Raw genomic sequence first — 15,136 nt, forward strand, 5'->3', positions numbered from 1 at the left:
CACGGTAGTGCAGCGCCGGGACGTGCCGGGAGCCGGCCGAGAGCGGGACGTGAGCCGGTCGAGAGCGCCCCGTCGCAGGCTGGGCGCGTACCCGCGATTCACGACCACGAAGGATCTTCCATGACGAGCGTGTCCCCCGTGTCCCCCGCCCCGGCGGACCTCAGGGCAGGGCCCCGGGAGTGGCTGGGGCTCTTCGTGCTCACGCTGCCCACCGTCCTGCTGGCCCTGGACGCGACCGTGCTGAACCTGGCGGTCCCCCACCTCGGCGCGGACCTGGAGCCCACCGGCGCCGAACTGCTGTGGGCCGTCGACGTCTACGGCTTCATGATCGCCGGTTTCCTGGTGACCATGGGCAGGCTCGGCGACCGGATCGGCCGCCGCAGGCTCCTGATGGCCGGGGCGCTCGGCTTCGGTCTCGCCTCGGCCCTGGCCGCCGTGTCCACCAGCCCGGAGATGCTGATCGCGGCCCGCGCGCTGCTCGGCATCGCCGGCGCGACGCTGATGCCCTCGACGCTGGCGCTGATCAGCACCATGTTCAAGGACCCCCGGCAGCGCGGGGTCGCCATCAGCGTGTGGGTGACCTGCTTCTCCGTCGGCGTCGCCGTCGGCCCGGTCCTGGGCGGGGCGCTGCTGGAGTGGTTCTGGTGGGGTTCGGTGTTCCTGCTCGCGCTGCCGGTGATGGCGCTGCTCCTGGTGGCGGCGCCGCTGCTGCTGCCCGAGTACCGGGACCCGGAGGCGGGCCGGATCGACCTGGCCAGCGTGGTGCTGTCCCTGCTCACGGTGCTGCCGGTGATCTACGGGGTCAAGCATCTGGCCGAGCACGGGCCCGGCCCGCTGGCGGCCGGGACGGTCCTGGCCGGGGTGGTCTTCGGCGCGCTGTTCGTGCTGCGCCAGCGCCGGCTGGCCGATCCGCTGCTGGACCTGCGGCTGTTCGCGAACCGGGCGTTCAGCGCCGCGCTGCTGGTGCTGCTGCTCGGCCTCGGCCTGATGGGCGGGCTGTACCTGTTCGTCACGCAGTATCTCCAGCTCGTGGCAGGGCTCTCGCCGATCGTCGCGGGCCTGTGGCTGCTGCCCGCGGCCGTGGCGGTGACCGCAGCTTCCTCGCTGACGCCCACACTCACCCGGCGGCTGCGTCCCGGGTACGTCCTCGGCGGCGCGCTGCTGCTCTCGGCGCCGGGGTACGTGATGATCAGCCAGGTCGGGACCGGCGACCTGCCGCTGCTGGTGACCGGGTTCGTGCTCGTCTACACCGGCATCGGGCCGCTGATGGCGCTCGGCACGGACCTGGTGGTCGGCTCGGCGCCGCCGGACCGGGCCGGGTCGGCCGCGGCGATGTCGGAGACGGGCATGGAGTTCGGCATCGCGCTGGGCGTCGCCGGGCTGGGCAGCGCCGTCACCGCCGTCTACCGGGGCGAGCTCGGCGGCACGCTGCCGGGGAGCCTCCCGGGGCCGGTGGCGGAGACCGTGCGCGACACGCTCGCCGGAGCGGTGGCCGCGGACCTGCCGGGCCCGGTGGCCGCCCAGGTGCTGGAGCGGGCCCGGGAGGCGTTCACCGACGGGCTGAACCTGGCGGCCGGGATCGCGGCCGCCGTCGTGACGGTGCTGGCGGTCGCCGCCGTCGCGCTGCTGCGGCAGCCGCCGCCGGGGCAGGGGTGACCGGCGTCGCTCAGCCGGCCGGGTAGCCGGGGTTGGCGACGTCCAGCTTGGCGCGCACCGCGCGGGTCAGGAGCTCGGTCAGCTCCGCCCGCCGGTCGTCGCCGTCGAAGCGGCCCTCCCGCACGGCCCGCGCCAGCTCGGCGTCGTCGCCCACGCCGAGCTCCGCCAGGCGGGCGGCGTGCTCGTCCGCCTGCGCCGGGCCCAGCAGCAGCTCACGCTCGACCATGGCGAGCACGTTGACCGCGACCCGCGCGTGGAAGCGCGTACGGCCCTCGACGGCGGGCAGCACGTCGGCGGTCAGGAACTCGCGCACGGCGGCGACCAGCTCGGCGGTCGAGGGGGCGTCGTGCGGGCCGCGCCCATCACCTGTCATGACCCGCATTCTCCCGGACCGGGCCGTTGACCCCGCAACCGTTTTCGGCTGGGATCGGGCCATGAGCTTCGCCGTACCCGACAGCGTCCGGCCGGTCCGCGACGCCGTCCACGCGTTCATGACCGAGCGGGTCGAGCCGTCGGAGCGGGTGCTGCACGAGGGCGGGGAGGCGGCCGCGGCGACCCTGCGCGAGCTGCGCGAGGAGGCCAAGAAGGAGGGCCTGTGGGCGCTCGGCCACCCGCGCGAGCTGGGCGGCGGCGGGCTGCCGTTCCTCGACTACGTGTACGTGAACGAGGTGCAGGGGCGCAGCGAGTTCGGGCAGCTCGTGCTGGGCTCGTACACCTTGCAGGACTCGCTGATGCTGCACGAGCACGCCTCGGCCGAGCAGCGGGAGCGCTACCTGATGCCGCTGGTGCGCGGCGACATCTCGCCCAGCTTCGCGATGACCGAGCCCGACGTGTCCAGCAGCGACCCCACGCAGATCATGACCACGGCGGTGCTCGACGGCGGCGAATGGGTGATCAACGGGCACAAGTGGTTCACCACCGGCGCCTCGCAGGCCGCGTACACGACCGTGATGTGCCGGACCGAGGACGACCAGGCGCCGCCGCACCTGGCCTTCTCCATGATCCTGGTGCCGACCGCGACGCCCGGCTACAACATCGTGCGCGAGACGCCGGTGCTGGGGCTCGGCGGGGCGCACTGCGAGGTGCGCTACGAGGACGTGCGGGTGCCGGCGGGCAACCTGCTCGGGGCCAGGGGGCAGGGGTTCGTGATCGCGCAGCGGCGGCTCGGGCCGGGGCGGATCTTCCACTGCATGCGGTGGCTCGGGCAGGCGCAGCGGGCCTTCGACCTGATGTGCCGCCGGCTGCACGAGCGGACCGCGTTCAGCGAGCCGCTGGCCAAGAAGCAGCTCATGCGCGAGCACGTCTTCGACTCCTACGCCGAGATCCAGGCGGCTCGGCTGCTCACCCTGCACGCGGCCGAGGTGGTCGACTCGGGGGGCGACGCGCGGGTGGAGATCGGCGCGATCAAGGTGGTGGGCGCCCGGATGCTGCACAACGTGATCGACCGGGCCATCCAGGTGCACGGGGCGGCGGGGCTCACGCCGGACACGCCGCTGGACCGGATGTACCGGCACGCGCGGGCCGGGCGGATCTACGACGGGCCGGACGAGGTGCACATCGACTCGGTGGGGCGGCGGGTGCTCGGCGTGTACGCGGCGGGCGGCACGTGGGAGTTCGGGCTCCGGTGACGGACGGCCGGGAGACGACCGGTCCCGGCGGCGTCGTCCGTGAGGTGTTCGGCGGCGCGGCGCGGGTGGTGGCGCGGGCGAGGCTGTCCGGCGGGGCGTCGCGGGAGACGTGGTCCGTGGACGTGGCCGACGCCGCCGGGCGGCGGCACGCGCTGGTGCTGCGGCTGGCCTCCGGTCCCGGACCGGAGGGCGGCCTGGGCGGCGAGCTGGAGGGCGGGCTGCGCGGGGAGGCGGAGCTGATGCGGCAGGCCGGCCGGGCCGGGGTGCCGGTGCCCGGCGGCGAGGCGGCCGACCCGCTGCGCCGGTGGCGGGACCTGCTCGACCTCACCGGGCAGCCGCACCCGGTGTTCGAGCTGGCCTTCCGGCGGCTGGCGGGCACCCGTCCCGCCCCCGCCGGGCGCGTGCTGGTGCACGGCGACTTCCGCAACGGCAACCTGGTCGTCGGCCCCGAGGGGCTGCGGGCTGTGCTCGACTGGGAGCTCGCCCACGCCGGCGACCCCCTGGAGGACCTGGGCTGGCTGTGCGTCCGGGCGTGGCGGTTCGGCGCGGCGCCGCCGGTGGGCGGGTTCGGCCACTACGACGAGCTGATCGGCGCGTACGAGCGGGCGGGAGGGCGGCCCGTCGACCGGGACGCGCTGCGCTGGTGGGAGACGTTCGGGGTGCTGAAGTGGGGTGTCATCTGCGTGATGCAGGCGATGCGGCACCTGCGCGGCGGCGAGCGGTCGGTGGAGCTGGCGGCGATCGGGCGGCGCGTGTGCGAGAACGAGTGGGACCTTCTGCGGATGCTGGACTGACAGCGGTGAGGCGCTCGGTTAGCGTCGGATCATGGCGATCATCCCGAACAGCGGCACCGGAACCGGCTCGATCACCCCCGACGGCTCGCCCGTCTCCTTCTACCTGCTGATGGGCGCCAACGGTGAACCGGAGATCATCTCCGGGGTGGTGCCCTCCGGCGGGTCGGTCCTGGACCTGGGCGCGGGCGTCGGCCGGATCGCGCACCCGCTGATCGAGCTCGGCTACGAGGTCGTCGCGGTGGACGAGTCGGCCGAGATGCTGGAGCACGTGCGCGGCGCGCGGACCGTGCGCTCGCGCATCCAGGACCTGGATCTCGGGCGGCGCTTCGACGGCGTGCTGCTGGCCTCGCACCTCGTGCACACCGCCGACGACCAGGACCGGCGGGGGCTGCTGGAGACGTGCGCGCGGCACGTGGCGCCCGGCGGGTCGGTGCTGATCCAGTGGACGCCGCCGGAGCGGCACGGCAAGGCGGCCGTCGGCCAGGGCCGCACCACGGACGGCGGCCTGCGGCTGGAGCTGGCGGCCCAGGAGGAGGTCGCGCCCGGCGTCGTCAACGCCACCATGCGCTACTCGCACGAGGGGCGCGTGTGGACGCAGTCGTTCACCTCCCGCATGCTGACGGACGAGCGGCTGGCCGAGGCGCTGGCGGAGGCGGGGCTGCGGCTGGACCGGTTCCTCACCGAGGACCGGGCCTGGCTGAAGGCGGTGCCGGACGCCTGAAAGACTGGGCGCTCTGGAGGTGGTCATGTCCGAGGAGTACGACGTCATCGTGATCGGCGCCGGTCCGGCCGGCGAGAACGTGGCGGACCGGGCGGTGCGCGGCGGGCTGTCGGCGGCGATCGTGGAGGACCGGCTGGCGGGCGGTGAGTGCTCCTACTGGGCGTGCATCCCCAGCAAGGCGCTGCTGCGGCCGGTGGAGCTGGCCGGCGAGGCCGGGCGGGTGCCCGGCCTGACGCTGGGCCCGATCGACGCCGCCGCCGTGCTGGCGCGCCGTGACGAGGCGGTGTCCCGCTACGACGACTCCGGCCAGGTCGGCTGGATCGAGGGCCTGCCGGCCGCGTACGTGCGCGGGCGCGGCCGGCTCGACGGCCCCAAGCGGGTGCGGGTCGCCACGCCCGGCGGCGGGGAGCGGATGCTGACCGCGCGGCACGCCGTGGTGCTGGCCACGGGCACGACGGCGTCGGTGCCGCCGGTGCCCGGCCTGCGCGAGGCGAAGCCGTGGACCAGCCACGAGGTGACCGCGGCCACGTCCGTGCCCGAGCGGCTGGTGGTCATCGGCGGCGGCGTGGTGGCGTGCGAGATGGCCCAGGCCATGCACGGGCTCGGCGCCCGCCGGACGACCGTGCTGGTGCGCGGCGGCTCGCTGCTGGAGCGGATGGAGCCGTTCGCCGGCGAGCTGGTGGCCGCGTCGTTCGCCGCGTCCGGCATCGACGTGCGCACCGGCGCCGAGGCGGCCCGGGTCGAGCGGCCGGTGCCGGGCGGCCCGGTGACCGTGCATCTGGCGGAAGGCCCGCCGCTGGAGGCCGACGAGCTGCTGGTGGCCACCGGCCGCCGGGCGGCGACCGCGGGGCTCGGGCTGGACAGCGTCGGGCTGGCCGACGGGCCGGTCGAGGTGGACGACAGCCTGCGGGTGCCCGGCCTGGACTGGCTGTACGCGGTCGGCGACGTCAACGGGCGCAACCTGCTCACCCACATGGGCAAGTACCAGGGCCGGGTGTGCGGTGACGTGATCGCCGCCCGCGCCAAGGGCGAGCCGGACGACCTGCCTTCGCTGCGGGCGAGCGCCGACGGCTTCGGGGCGCCGCAGGTCGTGTTCACCGATCCGCAGGTGTGCTCCGTCGGCCGGACCGAGGCCGCCGCCCGGCGTGACGGGTTCCGGGTGCGGGCGGTGGAGTACGACCTGGCCTCGGTCGCGGGCGCCTACCTGCTGGGCGACGGCTACCGGGGGCGGGCCAAGGCGGTCGTGGACGAGGACCGGCGGGTGCTGCTCGGCGTCACGTTCGCCGGGCTGGGCACGGCCGAGCTGCTGCACGCGGCGACGGTCGCGGTGACCGCCGAGGTGCCGCTGGAGCGGCTGTGGCACGCGGTGCCGTCGTTCCCGACGGTGAGCGAGGTGTGGTTGCGGCTGCTGGAGGCGTACGGCCTCTGATGTCCTGAAATTGCTGGAGATTACTGGAACTCTTGCTACAGTCGCGCCATGAGTGACCGGCTGGACGATCTCGAAAGGCGGATCGACGAGCTCCGGGCCGGTGTCCGTACGGCGATGCGCGTCCGGGACACGGCCACGGCGCGCGGGCTCCGCGCCGAGCTGCGTGCCGCCGAGCGCGCCTGGGACGCCCTGGTCAGCACCCCCGGCGAGCCCGCGCGGAGCGGCCCGGCGAAGGGGCGCGGCGACGGGCTGCGGCTGGTCACCGTGCGCGAGCAGGTCCACCAGGCGCTGGCGCTGCTCGACGCGCCCGCGCAGCCGCGGCTCATCGTCACCGTGAGCCAGGCGTTCTTCGCCGGCACGATCCGCAGCGCCCAGCTCACCAGCCTGCGCCGCGACGAGGAGCGCTCGTTCCGCTCCTCGCCGTACGGCAGGCCGTACTACCTGTGCGCGGCCCTGACCGACCGCCTCTCCCCCGCGCGCGCCCTGCTCACGCTCAGCACCTGGCCGGTGGAGCGCCGGGTGGTCGGGCCGCTCAGCCCGAGGGTCGACTTCCTGACCGGCGCCGCCCGGATCGCCGCCCACCTGGCCGGGCTCGGCCAGGCGCCGCCGGAGGGCGAGCGGCTGCTGGCCAGGATGGCGCGCAACATCCCGGGCGCGGGCGGCGACGGGCTCGGCCCGCCCGACCCGGCGCGGGTGGCCGACGCGGCCCGGCGGGAGCTGGCCGTGCACGCCGAACGCGACGCGCTGGACCGGGCGGAGCTGGCCGGTCGCGCGACATCCCAGCTCGGTGACGTGGCAAGGCTGTTCGGCGCCGCTACGCTGAACACCGTCGCAAGATCAGGAGAACGATGAACCGGCTTGACGCGTTGCGCGGCACCACGCCGCCGAAGCCGCATGACGCGCGGGCGATCGCCGCGCTGGCGGCCAACCCCGGCTGCACCCGCCGGGCGCTGATGGACGGCGCCGGGATCGACAAGGGCGCCGCCGCCCGCCACCTGGGCTTCCCCGCGCCGTTCGGGCAGTCGCCGTTCGCGATCACGCGCGGCAACGCGTTCGAGGCGCTGGTGAAGGCCGACGGGTGCGCCGAGCTGCTGCGGATGCTGCGCGAGCTGCTCGGCCTGCCGATCGCCGAGGTGGCCTACCACGACGTGGAGAACGTCGGCGCGCACCTGCGCCACACCCACACGCGCGCGCTGATCGACCGCGCGGTGCGCGAGGAGGACGCGGGCACCGTCTACGACCATCCGCTGTTCACACTGGAGATCGCCGGGCACACCGCCTACCTGGAGCCGGACGTGGTGGCCTTCCAGCTCGGCGGGCGCTTCCACATCGTGGAGATCAAGTCGTTCGCGGTGATCGACGGGCAGGCCGACCCGGCGGCGGCCGCGGCGGCGGCGCGGCAGGCGGCCGTCTACGTGCTGGCGCTGCGCGGGCTGCTGGAGGAGCTGGGGCACGACCCGCTGCGGGTCTCGCACGAGGTGGTGCTGGTCTGCCCGGAGAACTTCGCCAACCGGCCGGTGGCGACGCTGGTGGACGTGCGCCGCCAGCTCGCGGTGCTGCGCCGCCAGCTCGCCCGCATGACGGACCTGGACCGGCTGATCGACGCGCTGCCCGACGGGCTCACGTTCGACCTGATGCCGGACGAGGACGGGCTGCCGTCGCGGCCGGTGGCCGAGCTGGCCGACGCGGTGCGCGGGGCGGCGGCCCGCTACGCGCCCGACTGCCTGTCCACCTGCGACCTGTGCTTCTTCTGCCGGGACGAGGCCCGCCAGGAGGGCGCCTCCGACCTGCTGGGCCGGCACGTCCGCGACGAGCTCGGCGGCGTCGCCTCGGTGGGCGAGGCGCTGGCGCTGGCCGACGGGGCGCGCGCCCCGGCCGAGGGCCAGGAGGAGATCGCCCGCCTGCTGCGCGGCGCCGAGCGGCTGCGCAGGGAGTGCCTGACGTGAGCCTGCTCACCTCGCTGGCCCGGCTGCGGGCCGTGGAAGCGGGCCGGGCGCAGCCGATCGCGACCGTGCGCCACTGCCACCTGTCCGAGCGGCCGATGGTGTTCATCCCGCTGAAGCTCGCCGGGGAGGCCGCCGCGCCGCTGGCCGCCATGCTCGGCACCGACCGGGACGCGCCGCGGCTGCTGGTGGTGACCCAGCCGCGCAACCGCGACCTGCGTTTCGCCTGGGCCGCCGAGCTGGCCGGGGTGCTGGTGCCGTACGTGGAGAGCTTCCTCGGCAGCACGGAGACGGTCGAGCGCCGCAACGCCGACCCGTACGAGCGGGCGCTGGACGCGCCGCAGCTGCTGCTGCCGAACCGGGCGGGCGTGGCGTTCACCCGGCTGCTGGGCCGCTCCACCCGCTTCCGCCGCACCGACGGACCCTACCCGGTGCCGCAGGGGGTGCCGCTGCTGGGCCGGTGGCTGACGTACTTCGCCGAGCGGGCCGCGTACCCGGGCTCGTCGCTGGCGATGGCCGCGACGGAGGAGCTGGCCCGCCACTGGGCGAGCGGGCAGAGCGCGCTGGAGGACGCCAACCTGGCGGCGCTGGTCGCCTGGATCACCACCGGGCCGTCGGACGAGGCGGAGGACCCGCTGGTCTGGCCGCCGGCCGGCCCGGCGACCGACCCCGGGTTCGACGCCGAGGTGCTGGCGCCGGCGATGGAGAGCGAGTCCGCCGAGCGCGTCACCGAGGCGCTGCGCACGCAGCTCGCCCCCACCTGGCGGCTCATGTGGCAGGCGGTCGACCTGCTGCGCGCGCTGGAGCCCGGCGCGGGCGTCGCCCAGCGGTGGGAGCAGGACCGGGCCTCGTTCAGCGGCATGGCGGCGCAGATCGAGGAGGGCGCGCCGCCGCAGGCGCGGCGCGACGGCGCGGTGGCCGCCGCCGCCCGCCTGGCGCGCATGGAACGCGCCCAGGCGGCCTACGACGTGCAGCGCGCCTACGACGACCCGCTCGTCATGGCCGAATACCGGCTGACCGGTGAGGCGTTCGCGGGCGAGGTCGTCGAGACCGTCCCGGACAACACCGAGGGCGAGGGCCGCTCGCGCAAGCTGCGCCCGCTCGTGGTGGTCAAGACCGACGATCCGGTACGGATCCCGCCCGGCACGTCGCTGGGCACGCCGCAGCGGCGCGGGCAGGGCGCGGAGCTGGTGTCGGCGGACGGCGGCCTGGTCACCCTCAAGATCACCAAGGGCATGGGGCGGGGCCGGACGCCGACGCCCGGCGCGGTGCCCGAGCCCGGCGAGCGGGTCTGCTACACCTCGCTCACCGACGACTTCCAGGGCGCGCCCGCGCTGCCGGAGGCCGAGGCCACGCCGTGGACCCACGGCGGCCCGCCGCCCGCCTACGTGCCCGCCGACGAGGACGCCGTGGAGGAATGGTCATGACGCAGGCCGCTCCCGAGCTCACGCCCGAGCAGGTCATCACGGCCGTGCTCGCCGACCTGCCGCGCCACCGGGGCGTGGTGGTCGACTCGCCGCCGGGCGCGGGCAAGTCCACCCTCGTCGTACGGGCCGCCGCGCACATCGCCGCGACCGGCGAGCCGCTGATGATCGTCGCGCAGACCAACGAGCAGGTCGACGACCTGGTGACCCGGCTGTGCGACAAGCACCCGCACCTGACCGTCGGCCGGCTGTCGGCGGGCGGCTACGTGACCCCGGCGCGGCTGCTCGACCTGCCCGGCGTCACCGTCGGCACCCGCGTGCAGGACCTGGGCGACCCGGACATCGTCATCGCCACCGCCGACAAGTGGGCGTGGATCGCGGGCCGGACCTGGCCGTGGGCGATCGTCGACGAGGCGTACCAGATGCGCTCGGACAAGCTGCTGCGCATCGCCGCCCTGTTCGACCGGGCGCTGTTCGTGGGCGACCCGGGGCAGCTCGACCCGTTCTCCGTCGTCGACGGCGACCGGTGGTCGGGGCTGTCGTGGGACCCGCTGCAGAGCGCGGTGTCGGTGCTGCTGCGGCACAACCCCGACCTGCCGGTGCACCGGCTGCCGGTGTCGTGGCGGCTGCCCGCGTCGGCGGCGCCGGTGGTGTCGCGGGCGTTCTACCCGTTCACCGGGTTCCGCTCCGGCACCGGGCCGGGCGAGCGGCGGCTGGAGCTGACCACCGGCGGCATGGGCACCGTGCACGACCGGGCGCTGGAGGAGGCCGCCCGCTCCGGGTGGGCGCTGCTGGAGCTGCCGAACCGGCACACCGTGCGCACCGACGGCGAGGCCGTCGAGGCGGTGGCGTTGCTGGCGGCCCGGCTGCTGCAGCGCGGCGCGGTGGCGGGCTCGGAGCAGGGCGAGCGGCCGGTGACCGCCGACCGGATCGCGGTCGGCGCGGCGCACCGCGACCAGGTGGCGGCGATCCGCGCGGCCGGGCTGCCGCCGGAGATCACCGTCGACACCGCCAACCGGCTGCAGGGCCGCGAGTACGACGTGACGATCGTGCTGCACCCGCTGTCGGGGCGGCGCGACGCCACCGCGTTCCACCTGGAGTCGGGGCGGCTGTGCGTGCTGGCGTCGCGGCACCGGCACGCCTGCGTGGTCGTGGCCAGGGCGGGCATCGCCGAGCTGCTCGACGCCCATCCGTCGGCCGAGCCGGTGCGGCTGGGGGCGCCGGTGAAGTTCCCCGACGGCTGGGAGGCCAACCAGGCGGTGCTGGACCACCTGGCGCGGCACCGGGTCTGACCGCCTTCACGCGACGTTCAGACGGTGCGCCGCCACATGTCGATGATCAGGACGGGGCGCATGCCGGCCGACTCGTACAGGCCCAGGGCGGGCGTGGTGTTGTTGGAGTCGACGTGCAGGATCGTGCCCTTGCGCCCGCGGGCGGCGTCGGCGGCGAAGGCGTGCCGCAGCAGGAACCGGCCCAGGCCGCGGCCCCGGAAGGCGGGCAGCACCGCGAGCAGGGCGACGTAGCCGCAGCCCTCGTCGGCGGCGAACTGGTCGTTGCCGAGGCAGACGGCGGCGGGCTCGCCGCCGACGCTGGCGAGCGTGAGCTGGCTCCAGTCGGTGGTGGCGTGCGCCTGGCGGCGCTCGTACCACTGGTCGTAGCCGGTGGGGGTGAAGCCGTAGTGGCCGGCGAAGCCGTCCTGGTGGACGCGGTGGGCCCGGCGGCGGACGTCGTCGCTCTCCCCCGTCTCCAGGCTGACGCCGGCGGGCACGGGCGGCGGCTCGACCGGGCCGTCGAAGTCGGCGCGCATGCGGTAGAAGCTGGTGCCGGGCTCGAAGCCGTAGCCCTGGACGAGCGCCCGCTGGGGCTGGTCGGTGCGGTAGACGCCGACGGAGGCGGAGGCCGTCGCGTGGCCGCGGGCGCGGCCCAGCTCGGCGGCGCGGCCGAGCACCAGCGGCCACAGCCGCTCGGCGAGCCCGGTCACGCCGGGGCGGACGACCACCTCGACGTCGACCACGTCGCCGTCGCCGGGCGCGCACGCCCACGCCCAGCCGTCCAGGCCCCCGTCGGCGTCGCGGGCCAGCCAGCCGTCCGCCTCCAGGTCGAAGGCGGGCTCGGCGAGCTCGCCCCGGACGTCGTCGAGCGTCAGGTCGGGGACGCCGAGCACCGCCACGTCGCGCGCGGCGACGAGCTCGTGGATGGCGGCGGCGTCCTCGGGACGCGGCCGGCTGAGGGTGTGCATGCGGTGATTCTGCACAAGTCGCGTGCCGCCCGCCTCCCAATTTTGTCGCGGGTCTAATCTGGAAGGATGTCCGAGAAGACACCGCTGACCGTGGACGTCGTCGCGCTCGACGCGACGGCGACGCGGGTGGCGCTCAGCGGCGAGCTCGACCACGACACCGCCGGCGAGCTGGCCGAGCTGCCCGACGGCTGGCAGCGCCTCGATCTGGACCTGTCGGGGCTGACGTTCGTCGACTCCTCCGGGCTGGCCGCGCTGGTGCGGCTGTGGCAGCGGGCCGGCGCCAGCGGCGCCGAGCTGCGCCTGGTCGCGGTGACGCCCTACCTGCGCGGGCTGCTCAAGATGACGGCGCTGGACCGGCTGTTCGGCCTGCCGCCCGGCTGACCGATCTTCCTTACTTGCCGACCGGCTAGTTGGGCTCCTAAACTGGGACCCCAACACCCCCGTACAGTCAAGACAGGTGCGTTTTGCGGGAAGACACCCGGTCCCGGATCCAGGAGATCGCGCTCGGCCTCTTCATCGAGCAGGGCTACGAGGCGACCTCGCTGCGGGAGATCGCCGAACGGCTCGGCGTCACCAAGGCCGCCCTCTACTACCACTTCAAGACCAAGGACGACATCGTCGCCAGCCTGGCCGAACTGCGCGTGGCCGAGCTGGAGGAGCTGCTGGAGTGGGCCAGGGCGCAGCCGAAGACCCCGCAGATGCGGCGCGAGCTGGTGCTGCGCTACGCCGACCGGCTGCGCCACCCGCGCTACCTGGAGGTCGCCCGGTTCCTGGAGCGCAACCAGACCGCGCTGCGCGACCACCCGAAGATCCTGCGGCTGCGCGAGGTGCTGCTGGAGATGGTCGCGGCGATGAGCGAGCCGGGCACCCCGGCGGTCACCCGGGTCAGCCGGTCGATGGCGCTGTTCACGCTGCACGCGCCCAAGTGGATCCGGCACGACGACACGCTGAGCGAGGAGGAGGCCGCCGCGGCCTCGCTGGAGGTGGCGCTGCGACTGCTGGAACCGGCCGACTGACGAACGGGTTTTCCGGCCCCGAGCAGGGAGTCGCCGCCTGACCCGGCAGGGGGCGCGGATTGGGCCGCCGGATCACGGGCAGAGGGCTTCCACGGTCGAGACGGGAGGAGACGCCGTGGAGGCGACGATAGCGCTCCGGCTGCCGAGGGACGCGGCCAGCGTTCCGCTGATCAGGCGGCTGTTCGACGGCACGCTACGGTCGCTGGGCGTCGAGCCGCAGATCCGCGACGACATCGAGCTCATGCTCTCCGAGGCGTGCTCCAACGTGATCAGGCACGCGGAGCCGAGCGAGGAGTACACGGTCACCGCGGGCGTGCGCGACGACCTGTGCGTGATCCGGGTGATCGACACCGGCGACGGCTTCGACCCCGAGGCGGTACGGCCCCCGAAACCGGGCGCGGAGCACGGCCGGGGGCTGCAGATCATGCGGGCGCTGGCCGACGACGTGCGGTTCGTCAACAAGCCGGAGGACGGCGCCGTGGTGTGCCTGGAGAAGAGGCTGCGCTACAGCCCGGGGGCGGCGGGGCAGTTCCTGGCGTCATGACTCCCTGGCGGTCAGGCTCGCCAGCAGCGCCAGCCAGACGAGCACGACCACCGAGATGAGGATCACGGCCAGGAACGACAGGGAGAGGGCGATCGCCAGGGACGCGACCGCGCTGAGCAGTGACCACATCTGGCAACGATTGCCCGCATAACACCATTTGATGCAGTTCAGCGCGGCCAGTTGGTCGTTATATGACGATATTTCGCCCTTACTCGGTGGTGTCGAGGCGGCCGGGCAGCAGGTCGAGCCGGCGCAGTATGACCCCCTCGCGCAACGCCCACGGGCACACCTCCAGCCGCTCCACCTCGAACAGGTCCATCACCGCGTCGGCGACGATCGCGCCCGCCGCGAGCTGCATGGCCCGCCCCTCCGACACCCCCGACAGCTCCGCGCGCTCCGGCGAGCCCATCGTGGTCAGCTTGACCGCCCAGTCGGCCATGTCCTGCCGGGACAGCGAACGCGACACGTACACGCCCTCGCTGCTGGGAGCCGCGCCGGCGATCCTGGCGAGCTGCTTGAACGTCTTGGAGGTGGCCACCGCCCGGTTGGGCTCGCCGAAGCGGACCACGTCGCCGACCGTGCGGGCGATCTCGGCCCGTACGTGGCGGCGCAGCGCGCGCACCTCGTCGGCGCCGGGCGGGTCGGCGCTCAGCCGGTCACGCGTCAGCCGCCCCGCGCCGAGCGGCAGCGACACGGCCACGTCCGGCTCCTCGTCGACGCCGCAGGCGATCTCCAGCGAGCCGCCGCCGATGTCGAAGGCCAGCAGCCGGCCCGACGACCAGCCGAACCAGCGCCGCACCGCCAGGAACGTCAGCCTCGCCTCGTCGCGGCCCGACAGCACCTCGATGTGCACGCCGCAGCGCGCGTCGATCTCGGCCAGCACCTGATCGCCGTTGGCCGCCTCACGCACGGCGGAGGTGGCGAAGGCCACCAGGTCCTCCACGCCCTTGTCCTCGGCCAGCCGGACGGCCTCCGCCACGAACGCGCCCAGCCGCTCGACGCCCTCCCCCGACAGGTGGTTGCGCTCGTCGAGGTGCTCGGTCAGGCGCAGCTCCTCCTTGTGGGAGAAGGCGGGAATCGGCCGGGCGCCCCGGTGGGCGTCCACGACGAGAAGATGGACGGTGTTCGAGCCGATGTCCAGCACGCCGAGTCGCATGGCACGAACGCTACAGGTCCCCTTGTCGCACGGCGAAGCGGAGCCCGGTGTGGTCGAACGAGGCGGGCAGCGCGCCCTCCAGGCGCACCGAGGCGAACACCTCCCGCTCGCGCAGGAACGCGCCCAGCAGGCTCGACGCCGTGAACAGCACCAGGTCGCGGCCCGCGCACCGGGCGAACCCGGCGCTGAACGGCACCCCGGTGCGCGCGTCGCCGCCCGCCCACGCGCCGCCGCCGTCCAGCGGCTCGCCGTCGTCCCAGGCGTCGTCGCCGGTCCACAGGCCGGGGCGGTAGTGGTCGCCTGCCTCGGCGCGGTTCACGTACGGGCTGTAGATCGCCACAAGGCTGCCTTCGGGGACGCCCCACTCGGTGGGGCCGGTCGTGTCGCGCAGGATCGCCAGCGTGGTGGGCCACAACCGCACCGACTCCAACACCGCCGCCCGCACCCCCGCCCCGTCGACCCCGGACGGGCCTGGGTGGGTGGCGGCCCCGTCCGCGGCGGCCCCGTCCCTGGCGGCGGTCCCTTCTCCGGGAGTCCCGGGTGGGGCTGGGTGGGCGGGTGTGCTGGGTGGGCCCGGGTGGTGGGC

General features: G+C 74.9%; 16 protein-coding genes and 1 pseudogene. 12 read left to right on the plus strand and 5 right to left on the minus strand.

What is annotated here, in order from left to right; genetic code table 11:
- The first annotated feature begins 120 nt into the window (after positions 1–120).
- A complete protein-coding gene (locus KME80_RS38750) occupies positions 121–1,656 on the plus strand; it encodes an MFS transporter (RefSeq protein ID WP_219513810.1) in 1,536 nt (511 codons plus the stop codon).
- Positions 1,657–1,666: 10 nt separating this feature from the next.
- Here KME80_RS38750 and KME80_RS38755 read toward each other — a convergent pair whose 3' ends face one another.
- Positions 1,667–2,029 carry a DUF6285 domain-containing protein gene (locus tag KME80_RS38755; protein WP_219513812.1) on the minus strand — a complete coding sequence of 121 codons (363 nt, stop codon included), beginning with the start codon at positions 2,027–2,029 and terminating at the stop codon, positions 1,667–1,669.
- A 61-nt stretch (positions 2,030–2,090) separates the two neighbouring features.
- Here KME80_RS38755 and KME80_RS38760 point away from each other — a divergent pair, with 61 nt between their 5' ends.
- From KME80_RS38760 to KME80_RS38795, 8 genes are read left to right on the plus strand one after another with little or no spacing between them, the layout of a single operon-like run.
- A complete protein-coding gene (locus tag KME80_RS38760) occupies positions 2,091–3,284 on the plus strand; it encodes an acyl-CoA dehydrogenase family protein (RefSeq protein ID WP_219513814.1) in 1,194 nt (397 codons plus the stop codon).
- Positions 3,281–4,078 (plus strand): phosphotransferase family protein, encoded by a 798-nt coding sequence (locus tag KME80_RS38765; RefSeq protein WP_219513816.1) that lies wholly within the window; start codon positions 3,281–3,283, stop codon positions 4,076–4,078. The genes KME80_RS38760 and KME80_RS38765 overlap by 4 nt, the downstream gene beginning before the upstream one ends.
- A gap of 31 nt (positions 4,079–4,109) precedes the next feature.
- Entirely contained in the window at positions 4,110–4,799 is a 690-nt protein-coding gene (locus KME80_RS38770; protein WP_219513818.1) for a class I SAM-dependent methyltransferase, read from the plus strand.
- 25 nt (positions 4,800–4,824) lie between these two features.
- Positions 4,825–6,228: a dihydrolipoyl dehydrogenase family protein gene (locus tag KME80_RS38775; protein WP_219513820.1), complete on the plus strand. Its 1,404-nt coding sequence runs from the start codon at positions 4,825–4,827 to the stop codon at positions 6,226–6,228.
- 48 nt (positions 6,229–6,276) lie between these two features.
- Positions 6,277–7,080 (plus strand): hypothetical protein, encoded by an 804-nt coding sequence (locus KME80_RS38780; protein WP_219513828.1) that lies wholly within the window; start codon positions 6,277–6,279, stop codon positions 7,078–7,080.
- Complete coding sequence (locus KME80_RS38785) at positions 7,077–8,174, plus strand: hypothetical protein (protein WP_219513830.1); 1,098 nt, start codon at positions 7,077–7,079, stop codon at positions 8,172–8,174. The genes KME80_RS38780 and KME80_RS38785 overlap by 4 nt, the downstream gene beginning before the upstream one ends.
- Entirely contained in the window at positions 8,171–9,598 is a 1,428-nt protein-coding gene (locus KME80_RS38790) for a hypothetical protein (protein ID WP_219513832.1), read from the plus strand. The genes KME80_RS38785 and KME80_RS38790 overlap by 4 nt, the downstream gene beginning before the upstream one ends.
- Positions 9,595–10,887, plus strand: coding sequence for an AAA family ATPase (locus KME80_RS38795; protein WP_246646458.1), 1,293 nt, complete (start codon positions 9,595–9,597; stop codon positions 10,885–10,887). The genes KME80_RS38790 and KME80_RS38795 overlap by 4 nt, the downstream gene beginning before the upstream one ends.
- A 17-nt stretch (positions 10,888–10,904) precedes the next feature.
- On the opposite strand, the gene KME80_RS38800 is transcribed toward KME80_RS38795, so the two are convergent.
- Positions 10,905–11,834: a GNAT family N-acetyltransferase gene (locus KME80_RS38800; RefSeq protein WP_219513836.1), complete on the minus strand. Its 930-nt coding sequence runs from the start codon at positions 11,832–11,834 to the stop codon at positions 10,905–10,907.
- 66 nt (positions 11,835–11,900) lie between these two features.
- Between KME80_RS38800 and KME80_RS38805 the strand changes: the two genes are divergently transcribed.
- The 3 genes from KME80_RS38805 (at position 11,901) to KME80_RS38815 (ending at position 13,394) form a co-directional block, all read left to right on the plus strand.
- A complete protein-coding gene (locus tag KME80_RS38805; protein WP_219513838.1) occupies positions 11,901–12,215 on the plus strand; it encodes an STAS domain-containing protein in 315 nt (104 codons plus the stop codon).
- Between the two features lie 83 nt (positions 12,216–12,298).
- A complete protein-coding gene (locus KME80_RS38810) occupies positions 12,299–12,850 on the plus strand; it encodes a TetR/AcrR family transcriptional regulator (RefSeq protein WP_219513840.1) in 552 nt (183 codons plus the stop codon).
- A gap of 115 nt (positions 12,851–12,965) precedes the next feature.
- A complete protein-coding gene (locus KME80_RS38815; RefSeq protein WP_219513846.1) occupies positions 12,966–13,394 on the plus strand; it encodes an ATP-binding protein in 429 nt (142 codons plus the stop codon).
- Here KME80_RS38815 and KME80_RS52275 read toward each other — a convergent pair.
- The 3 genes and pseudogenes from KME80_RS52275 to KME80_RS38825 all read right to left on the minus strand — a co-directional run.
- On the minus strand, positions 13,389–13,523 hold the full coding sequence (locus KME80_RS52275; protein WP_281427400.1) for a hypothetical protein: 135 nt from the start codon (positions 13,521–13,523) through the stop codon (positions 13,389–13,391). The two genes, KME80_RS38815 and KME80_RS52275, sit on opposite strands and share 6 nt — an antisense overlap.
- Before the next feature lie 79 nt (positions 13,524–13,602).
- Positions 13,603–14,550 carry a Ppx/GppA family phosphatase gene (locus tag KME80_RS38820; RefSeq protein ID WP_219513848.1) on the minus strand — a complete coding sequence of 316 codons (948 nt, stop codon included), beginning with the start codon at positions 14,548–14,550 and terminating at the stop codon, positions 13,603–13,605.
- Between the two features lie 10 nt (positions 14,551–14,560).
- Positions 14,561–15,136, minus strand: a pseudogene (locus tag KME80_RS38825) (hypothetical protein); the annotation flags it as partial.

This window comes from Nonomuraea ceibae (genome assembly GCF_019396325.1).
In the GTDB taxonomy this organism is placed as follows: Bacteria; Actinomycetota; Actinomycetes; order Streptosporangiales; family Streptosporangiaceae; genus Nonomuraea; species Nonomuraea ceibae.

Coding starts and splice junctions, on each gene's coding strand:
- KME80_RS38750 (WP_219513810.1), top strand. CDS start 121: ATGACGAGCGTGTCCCCCGTGTCCCCCGCCCCGGCGGACCTCAGGGCA.
- KME80_RS38755 (WP_219513812.1), bottom strand. CDS start 2,029: ATGACAGGTGATGGGCGCGGCCCGCACGACGCCCCCTCGACCGCCGAG.
- KME80_RS38760 (WP_219513814.1), top strand. CDS start 2,091: ATGAGCTTCGCCGTACCCGACAGCGTCCGGCCGGTCCGCGACGCCGTC.
- KME80_RS38770 (WP_219513818.1), top strand. CDS start 4,110: ATGGCGATCATCCCGAACAGCGGCACCGGAACCGGCTCGATCACCCCC.
- KME80_RS38775 (WP_219513820.1), top strand. CDS start 4,825: ATGTCCGAGGAGTACGACGTCATCGTGATCGGCGCCGGTCCGGCCGGC.
- KME80_RS38780 (WP_219513828.1), top strand. CDS start 6,277: ATGAGTGACCGGCTGGACGATCTCGAAAGGCGGATCGACGAGCTCCGG.
- KME80_RS38785 (WP_219513830.1), top strand. CDS start 7,077: ATGAACCGGCTTGACGCGTTGCGCGGCACCACGCCGCCGAAGCCGCAT.
- KME80_RS38795 (WP_246646458.1), top strand. CDS start 9,595: ATGACGCAGGCCGCTCCCGAGCTCACGCCCGAGCAGGTCATCACGGCC.
- KME80_RS38800 (WP_219513836.1), bottom strand. CDS start 11,834: ATGCACACCCTCAGCCGGCCGCGTCCCGAGGACGCCGCCGCCATCCAC.
- KME80_RS38805 (WP_219513838.1), top strand. CDS start 11,901: ATGTCCGAGAAGACACCGCTGACCGTGGACGTCGTCGCGCTCGACGCG.
- KME80_RS52275 (WP_281427400.1), bottom strand. CDS start 13,523: ATGTGGTCACTGCTCAGCGCGGTCGCGTCCCTGGCGATCGCCCTCTCC.
- KME80_RS38820 (WP_219513848.1), bottom strand. CDS start 14,550: ATGCGACTCGGCGTGCTGGACATCGGCTCGAACACCGTCCATCTTCTC.